The 7,833-nt window shown below is 70.8% G+C and carries 5 protein-coding genes and 1 pseudogene; 2 read left to right on the top strand and 4 right to left on the bottom strand.

Going from position 1 to position 7,833, the window contains the following annotated elements:
* Positions 1-8: 8 nt before the first annotated feature.
* The 3 genes and pseudogenes from rsmA to metG all read right to left on the bottom strand — a co-directional run.
* Positions 9-902: pseudogene (rsmA, locus tag XM48_RS17770) on the bottom strand (16S rRNA (adenine(1518)-N(6)/adenine(1519)-N(6))-dimethyltransferase RsmA); the annotation flags it as partial.
* Positions 899-1,855 carry a TatD family hydrolase gene (locus XM48_RS02870; RefSeq protein ID WP_084820914.1) on the bottom strand — a complete coding sequence of 319 codons (957 nt, stop codon included), beginning with the start codon at positions 1,853-1,855 and terminating at the stop codon, positions 899-901. The pseudogene rsmA and the gene XM48_RS02870, both read right to left, overlap by 4 nt.
* Positions 1,856-1,862: 7 nt before the next feature.
* Entirely contained in the window at positions 1,863-3,443 is a 1,581-nt protein-coding gene (gene metG, locus XM48_RS02875) for a methionine--tRNA ligase (protein ID WP_046454285.1), read from the bottom strand.
* Between the two features lie 69 nt (positions 3,444-3,512).
* Between metG and XM48_RS02880 the strand changes: the two genes are divergently transcribed.
* Both XM48_RS02880 and XM48_RS02885 read left to right on the top strand, forming a co-directional pair.
* Positions 3,513-4,817, top strand: a complete 1,305-nt coding sequence (locus XM48_RS02880; RefSeq protein WP_046454274.1) for an NAD(P)/FAD-dependent oxidoreductase — start codon at positions 3,513-3,515, stop codon at positions 4,815-4,817.
* A 66-nt stretch (positions 4,818-4,883) separates the two neighbouring features.
* Positions 4,884-6,404: an APC family permease gene (locus XM48_RS02885; RefSeq protein ID WP_084820915.1), complete on the top strand. Its 1,521-nt coding sequence runs from the start codon at positions 4,884-4,886 to the stop codon at positions 6,402-6,404.
* Positions 6,405-6,413: 9 nt separating this feature from the next.
* On the opposite strand, the gene XM48_RS02890 is transcribed toward XM48_RS02885, so the two are convergent.
* The coding region (locus XM48_RS02890; protein WP_046454275.1) for a serine hydrolase at positions 6,414-7,833 on the bottom strand (1,420 nt) is incomplete at its 5' end.

Raw genomic sequence — 7,833 nt, forward strand, 5'->3', positions numbered from 1 at the left:
TCGGATGCGGCATGCACTCGGGCGATGCGGTGGAAGTCATCGATCGACACCTGCTCGGCCCGGGCCATCGGATCGACGCCCGCGGCTTCGAGCACTTCGACCGCGCGCTCGAGCGGACCGAGCACCGGCTGCATCGACTGGCGCAGCATCTTGCGGCGCTGCGCGAAGGCCGAGTTGATGAGCGAGAAGGTCAGCACGCGTTCCGGCTCGGAGCCGCGCGGCTCGTCGGAGCGGACGTACGACACGAGCACGGAGTCGACGTTCGGCACGGGCCAGAAGATCCGGCGGCTCACGGTACCCGCGATCCCCCACTCGCCGTACCAGGCGGCCTTCGCGCTCGGTGCGCCGTACTCCTTCGACCCCGGTCCGGCCGCGATGCGGTAGCCGACCTCGGCCTGCACCATCACGAGCCCGGCCCGCAGCGACGGCATGAGTTCGAGGAACTGCATGAGGATCGGCACCGACACGTTGTAGGGCAGGTTGGCGACGAGCACCTCGGGGGCCGCCGGCAGTTCGGCGATGTGCTCCGCCGTGAGCTCGAGCGCGTCGCTGCGGATCACCCGGAACCGCGGCGCGTCGGGGTCGGCGAAGACCCCGGGCTGCATCGCGCGGACCGTGCTCGGCAGCTCGGCCGCGAGCCGGTGGTCGATCTCGACCGCGGTCACGTCGGCGCCGGCCTCGGTGATGCCGAGGGTGAGCGAGCCGAGGCCGGGCCCGACCTCGATGACCCGGTCGCCGGGTTCGACCCCCGCGAGGCGTACGATCTTGCGCACCGTGTTGGGGTCGATCACGAAGTTCTGGCCGAGCTTCTTGGTCGGCGAGACGCCGAGCCGCTCGGCGAGCTCGCGCACCTCGATGGGGCCGAGGAGCGCCGGTGCGGTGGGTGCTGCGTCGTCGCTCATCGGGTCTCCGGTTCCATCTGCCACGAGCCGTAGACCCGCTCGGTGTTCTCGACCAGCAGGGCGCAGACCTCGTCGAGCGGCTGTTCCAGTGTCTCGGCCATGCGTCGCACGGTGTGCGGCAGCAGGTACGGCGCGTTGGGGCGTCCCCGGAACGGCTCGGGGGTGAGGAACGGCGCGTCCGTCTCGACCAGGATCCGACTCGACGGGGCGACGCGCATCGCTTCGCGCAGCGCGGGCGCATTCTTGAACGTCGATGTGCCGGCGAACGACAGGTACCAGCCGTGCTCGGCGCAGATCTTCGCCAGTTCGACGTCGCCCGAGAAGCAGTGGAACACCGTGCGCTCCGGTGCGCCGACGCGGAGCAGCGTCGCCACGACGTCGTCGTGGGCGTCGCGGTCGTGGATCTGCAGAGCGATCCCGTTCGCCTTGGCGATGTCGATGTGCGCCTCGAACGATTCGAGCTGCGCTTCGCGCCCGTCCTCCCCCGTGCGGAAGAAATCGAGTCCGGTCTCGCCGACCGCGCGCACGCGCGGCTGCGCGGCGAGGCGGGAGATCTCGGAGAGGTGCTCGCACAGCAGTCCGCGCTCGGCGAGGCGGGGCGCCTCGTTCGGGTGCAGCGCGACGGCGGCGAGCACGCGCGGATCGGCCGCCGCCATCTGGGCGCTCCAGCGGCTCGTCTCGAGGTCGGTGCCGACCTGCACGACGCCGCGCACGCCGACGGCCTCGGCCCGGGCGAGCGACTCGGCGGGATCCAGCTGCTCGAAGCCGTCCTCGAACTCGAGGTGGGTGTGGTTGTCGTAGACCGGGATCGGCAGCGGTTCCGGGCTCGCCGGTCGCTGCAGGTCGCGCTTCTGCGCACCCGGAAGGGAGCCGTCGGTGGAGCGCTTGCGCAGGCCGCCAGCAGGCGGCTGCGGCGCTGCCGCGTCGGGCTCCCCTGAGGAGTGGTCGCTCATGCGGCGCCTACTTCCCGTCGGTCTCGATGCGCGGGAACAGCACGTCGAGCTTCTGCTGCGGGGTCCCCGCGGGCAGACGGCCCCAGCTGCCGGCCTCGCGGATCGGCTGCGCGCTCAGCGAGCCCAGGGCCTCGTCGGCGCCGAGCGCGGTCCACAGCTTCGCCGTCGCGACCGGGACGACCGGAGCGAGCAGCTGCGCGAGGGCGCGCAGGCCCTCCGTCGCGGTCGCGAGCACGGTCGCGAGGCGGTCGCGCTGCGCCGGATCCTTCGCGAGTGCCCAGGGCTCCTGCTCGGTGATGTAGCCGTTGAGCGCGTCGACGAGCTCCCAGATCGCGGCGATCGCCTCGTGCACGGCGAACGCGCCGATCCGCTCGTCGGCGCGGGACGCGACCGACGCCGCGAGCTCGCGGATCGCGGCGTCGGCCGCGGTCTCGTCGGCGGCCTGCGGCATGACGCCCTCGAAGTACTTCGCGTTCATCGCGAGCACGCGGCTCGCGAGGTTGCCGAAGCCGTTGGCGAGCTCGGCCTGGTAGCGCGCGGCCAGATCCTCCCAGCTGAAGGAGCCGTCCTGGCCGAACGAGATCGCGCGCATGAAGTAGTAGCGGAACGCGTCGGAGCCGAAGGTGTCGGTGATCTCGTTCGGCGCGATGCCGGTGAGCTTCGACTTCGACATCTTCTCGCCGCCGACCAGCAGCCAGCCGTGCGCGAACACGTGATCGGGCACCTCGAGCCCGGCCGCCATGAGCATGGCCGGCCAGATGACGGCGTGGAAGCGCAGGATGTCCTTGCCCACGAGGTGGTTCGCGGGCCAGCGGCGCTGGAACTGCTCGTCGTCCTCGCCGTAGCCGATGGCCGTGACGTAGTTGAGCAGCGCGTCGAACCAGACGTAGGTGACATGCGAGGAATCCCACGGGATCGGGATGCCCCAGTCGAAGGAGGACCGCGAGATCGAGAGATCCTCGAGCCCCTGCTGCACGAAGGCGATGACCTCGTTGCGCGCGCTCGCGGGCTGCACGAAGTCGGGGCGCTCCTCGTAGAGCGCCAGCAGGCGGTCCTGGAACGCGCTCATCTTGAAGAAGTAGTTCTTCTCCTGCAGCAGCTCGAGCGGCTTCGAGTGGATCGCGCAGACCTTCTGGCCCTCGAACTCGCCCGTGCCGTCGACGATCTCGCTCTTCGGCTTGAACTCCTCGCAGCCGACGCAGTACAGCGCCTCGAACTCGCCCGCGTAGATGTGATCCTCGTCGTACAGCTTCTGCAGGAACTTCGCGACGCCCGCCTCGTGCCGCGCGTCGGTCGTGCGGATGAAGTCGTCGTTCGAGATGTCGATCAGATCGAGCAGCGGCTTCCACGAGGACTCGACCAGGCGGTCGGCCCATTCCTTGGGAGCGACGCCGTTGGCGGTCGCGGTGCGCAGGATCTTCTGGCCGTGCTCGTCCGTGCCGGTGAGGAACCACGTGTCGTCGCCCGCCTGGCGGTGCCAGCGGGCGAGCACGTCGGCGGCGACCTCGGTGTACGCGTGCCCGATGTGCGGGGCGTCGTTGACGTAGAAGATCGGCGTCGTGATGAAGAACGGGGAGGGCTTGGCCATGATCTCCATCCTAAGAGATCGGACCGCCCCCGATCCCCAGTGTTACCGAGGCGGACTAGGCTCACGGGCATGAGCACCCACCTCGACACCATCGTCATCGGCGCAGGCATCTCAGGACTCTCGGCGGCCGCGGAGCTGCGGCGGGCGGGGCGGAGCGTCGTCGTGATCGAAGCACGCGATCGCATCGGCGGCCGGGTGCACACGGAGCGCGAGGACGGGCGCGTCACAGATCTCGGCGCGTCGTGGATCCACGGGATCGACGGCAGCGAGGTCTACGCCGAGACCGAAGCGGCCGGCATGCCGACCGTCGAGTTCACGATGGGCAGCTACCAGGCCGGCGGCCGCCCCGTGGCGTACTACGGCCCCGACGGCGCGCGCCTGAGCGATGCGGACGCCGACGCCTTCATCGCCGACGTCGCGGAGTTCGACCGCGCGCTCGGCGGCGTCATCGCCGCCGCGGCCCCGGCGACCTCCTACGCGACGGCCGTCGACGCGGCGCTCGGGTCCCTGGGCTGGGACGCGGATCGTGCGGCCCGGGTGCGCGAGTACCTGCACCACCGCAGCGAGGAGCAGTACGGCGCGGACGCGGTCGATCTCGACGCGCACGGCCTCGACGACGACGCGGTCGACGGCGACGAGGTCGTGTTCCCCCGCGGCTACGACGAGCTCGCGACCCACCTGGCGCAGGGGCTCGACGTGCGCCTGGAGCACCCGGTCGCGCGCGTCGACTGGAGCGAGGACGGCGTCGTGGTCACGACCGTCGACGGCGCGGAGTTCGCGGCGGCCACGGCCGTCCTCACCGTGCCGGTCGGCGTGCTGCGCTCCGGCGAGCTCCGGATCGAGCCTCCGCTGCCCGCGGTGAACGCCGACGCGCTCGCCGGGCTCACCATGAACGCGTTCGAGAAGGTGTTCCTGCGCTTCGACCGGAAGTTCTGGGACGACGGCGTCTACGCCGTGCGTCGTCAGGGACCGGCCGGCGCCTGGTGGCACTCCTGGTACGACCTCACCGCGCTGCACGGCACGCCGACGCTGCTCACCTTCGCGGCCGGGTCCTGCGCGCGCGAGATCCGCGGCTGGAGCGACGAGCGCATCACCGATTCCGTGCTCGCCTCCCTGCGTGAAATCTTCGGCGACGCGGTCCCCGAACCGCAGCACGCCCGGATCACCCGATGGCAGGACGATCCTTACTCCCACGGGTCGTACGCGTACATGACGGTCGGTTCGACGCCCGAGGATCACGAGCGTCTGGCCGAGCCGATCGGCGGCGTGCTGCACATCGCCGGCGAGACCACCTGGCAGGAGGATCCGGCGACGGTCACCGCGGCGATGGCCTCGGGACGGCGCGCCGCCGAACGGATCCTCCAAGCGGGGTAATCAAGGCCCCTCCGGCTGTGTAGACTTCCGGGGTTTGCGTTCGAAGGCGAAAGAAACGATAAGCACATGGCGAAGACGACATTGAGCAACGCGACCGACACGGGGCACATCCACGTCGGCAAGGGCCTCAACGAAGGCACCCTCGGCGTGGTCGGCTCCACGATCATCGGCCTGTCCTCGACCGCTCCCCTCTACTCCCTCGCCGCGACCCTCGGCTACGTCATCGTCGCCGTCGGCGCCCAGGCTCCGCTCGTCTTCGTCGTGGCCTGCATCCCGATGGTCTTCGCGGCGTTCGCCTACCAGGAGCTGAACCGCGAGGCGCCCGACTGCGGCACGACCTTCGTGTGGGGCGCCAAGGCGTTCGGGCCCAAGACCGGCTGGATCGGCGGTTGGGCGGTGGCCGTGGCGGGCGTCATGGTCATGGCGAACGTCGGCGAGATCACCGGCAGGTACTTCTGGTACCTGATCGGCAACGAGGAATTCGCGAACAACCAGACGATCGTCGTGATCACCTCGGTCGTGTTCATCGCGCTCATGGTCGGCATCAGCATGCTCGGCGTGCAGATCGGCGACCGCATGCAGATGGTGCTCATGGTCGTGCAGATGGGTGCGCTGCTGCTCTTCGGCGTCCTCGCGCTCGTCAACGCGTTGAACGGCAGCAACCCCGATTCCATCGGTTTCGACTGGAACTGGTTCAACCCGGCGGAGCTCACCGACTGGCACGGATTCATGCAGGCCGTGCTGCTCGCGCTCTTCATCTACTGGGGCTGGGACACCTGCCTGGCGCTCAACGAGGAGACGAAGAACCCGCGCAAGACCCCCGGCCGCGCGGCGATCTCGAGCATCGTCGTCCTCATCTTCGTCTACGTCGGCGTCTCGATCGCGGTCATGATGTTCGCGGGCTTCGGCGACACCGGTTTCGGCCTCACCAACGAGTCCAACCTCGACGACGTCTTCACCGTGCTCCGCGACGTGCTGTTCGGGCCGTGGGGCTGGTTCCTGATCCTCGCCGTGATGGTGTCGGCCGCGTCATCGACGCAGACGACGATCCTGCCGACCGCGCGCGGCACCCTCTCGATGGCCGTCTACCGCGCGCTGCCCGCGAAGTTCGCAGAGGTGCACCCGAAGCTCAAGACCCCGTGGTTCTCGACGCTCATGATGGGCATCGCCTCGATCGTCTACTACGTCGTCATGTCGATCGTGTCGACGGACATGCTCGCCGACTCGCTCAGCTCGATGGGCCTCGCGATCGCGCTCTACTACGCGATCACCTCGTTCGCCTGCGTCTGGTACTTCCGCAGCACCCTGAAGGAGAGCGCCCGCAACCTCTGGATGCGCGGCATCTTCCCCCTGCTCGGCGGCCTCATGCTCGCCTACGCGCTGGTGCAGTCGGCCATCGACATGTGGGACGTCGACTACGGCTACACCGTGCTGTTCGGCGTCGGCGGCGCCTTCGTGATCGGCGTCGGCTCGATCGTGCTCGGCTTCATCCTCATGGGGCTGTGGGCGCTGCGTCCCGGCTCGAAGCCGTACTTCCGCGGCGAGAGCCTCAACCGCGACACCCCGATCCTCGTCCCCGACGAGTAGGCCGGTAGCTCAGCGGTCGGAGACCCTCGCGAACCGGCCCCCGTCGCGCACGAGCACGTGTGCGACCCCGTCGATCACCCCCTCGAAGCGGATCCGCTCGGGCAGTCTCGGATCCGAGCCGACCCGGAACGTCCGCGCGCCCTCACCCGGGAGCGCCACGAGCGGCACGTCCTCGGTCGGCGCCTCGACTCCGGCATAGGCGCGCAGCACGAGACGCCCTCCGACATCCCGGCCGACCTCCAGGTGAGGCACCCAGGGGCTGTAGCTCCGGTAGGTGCCGGCGACGCCGCCCGCGCTCACGGGATCGAGGTCGAGCGGTGCCCGGGGTACCTGCAGGGCCCCGATCGGATCCGCGCCGCCCGGCGCGGCATCCGCGCCGACCGCCGCCGCGTGGCATTCGCGCGCCAGCAGTTCGGCGTACGGACGCTCCCCCGGTCCGCTCAGCAGCACCGCGACCGAGATCCCGGCCTCCGGGTGAGCGACGAGGAACGCGCCATAACCGACCATGCCGCCGCCGTGGGTGAGCACCGTTCCGCGCGCAGTGGGTTCCGCGTTGAGCCCGAAGCCGTAGCGGTCCCCCGGCGCGGGCAGGTGCGGACCGACGTCGAGCACGCCCTCGCCGCTCGGCGCCGACGGTGCGGAGGCGACGGCGACGGCCTCCGGCAGCCAGGGCGCGGAAGCCGCGAACGATCCCGGATCCGTGAGCGCTCGAGCGAAGCGCAGCAGCTCGCCGGCCGTCGCGGCGATGTTGCCGTCGGCTCCCGCCGGTTCGAGCCACGGCGCCTCGGCGATCCCGTCGGCCGGGCGCCAGGGCGCGTCGTCCCGGAGCGGCACGGTCCCCCGGCAGAGCTCGCCGCGCCGGGCTCCCGTGAGGTTCGTCACCGCGCCGTCGATGCCGAGCGGTTCGAGCACGAGCCGCCGCGCGATATCGGGGTACGGCAGCCCGCAGGCGGCCTCGAGCGCCAGACCGAGCACGACGTACCCGATGTTGCTGTAGTGGAAGAACGCGCCGGGCCGGCTCCCGGCGACGGTCTCGCCGAGCGCCAGGGCCTGCGCCCGTTCGCCGGGCAGCGCATCGCTCCCGGCGATCCAGCCGGCGGTGTGCCCGAGCAGGTGCCGCAGGCACGGTTCGCCGGCACCGAGCGGCAGCTCCAGCCACGGCAGGAGCGCGCGCACGGGCGCGTCGAGGTCGATCCGCCCCTCGACCGCAAGCCGGGCCGCGGCGAGCCCGGCGACGCTCTTCGAGATCGATCCGATCTCGAGGCGGGCGTCGACCGGCATCGGAGGCCCGCCGGGACCCGCGGTACCGAACGCCGCCACGCGCTCCCCATCCGAGGTCCGGATCGCCACCGTGCCACCGGCCACGGGAGCTCGGAGCAGCAGCTCCTCGCCCCGGGCGAGCGCGGCCTCGAGGCCGCGCTCGAGGCCG

It is taken from the genome of Leucobacter sp. Ag1, assembly GCF_000980875.1.
Lineage (GTDB): Bacteria > Actinomycetota > Actinomycetes > Actinomycetales > Microbacteriaceae > Leucobacter > Leucobacter iarius.

Coding starts and splice junctions, on each gene's coding strand:
- XM48_RS02870 (WP_084820914.1), bottom strand. CDS start 1,855: ATGAGCGACCACTCCTCAGGGGAGCCCGACGCGGCAGCGCCGCAGCCG.
- XM48_RS02880 (WP_046454274.1), top strand. CDS start 3,513: ATGAGCACCCACCTCGACACCATCGTCATCGGCGCAGGCATCTCAGGA.
- XM48_RS02885 (WP_084820915.1), top strand. CDS start 4,884: ATGGCGAAGACGACATTGAGCAACGCGACCGACACGGGGCACATCCAC.
- metG (WP_046454285.1), bottom strand. CDS start 3,443: ATGGCCAAGCCCTCCCCGTTCTTCATCACGACGCCGATCTTCTACGTC.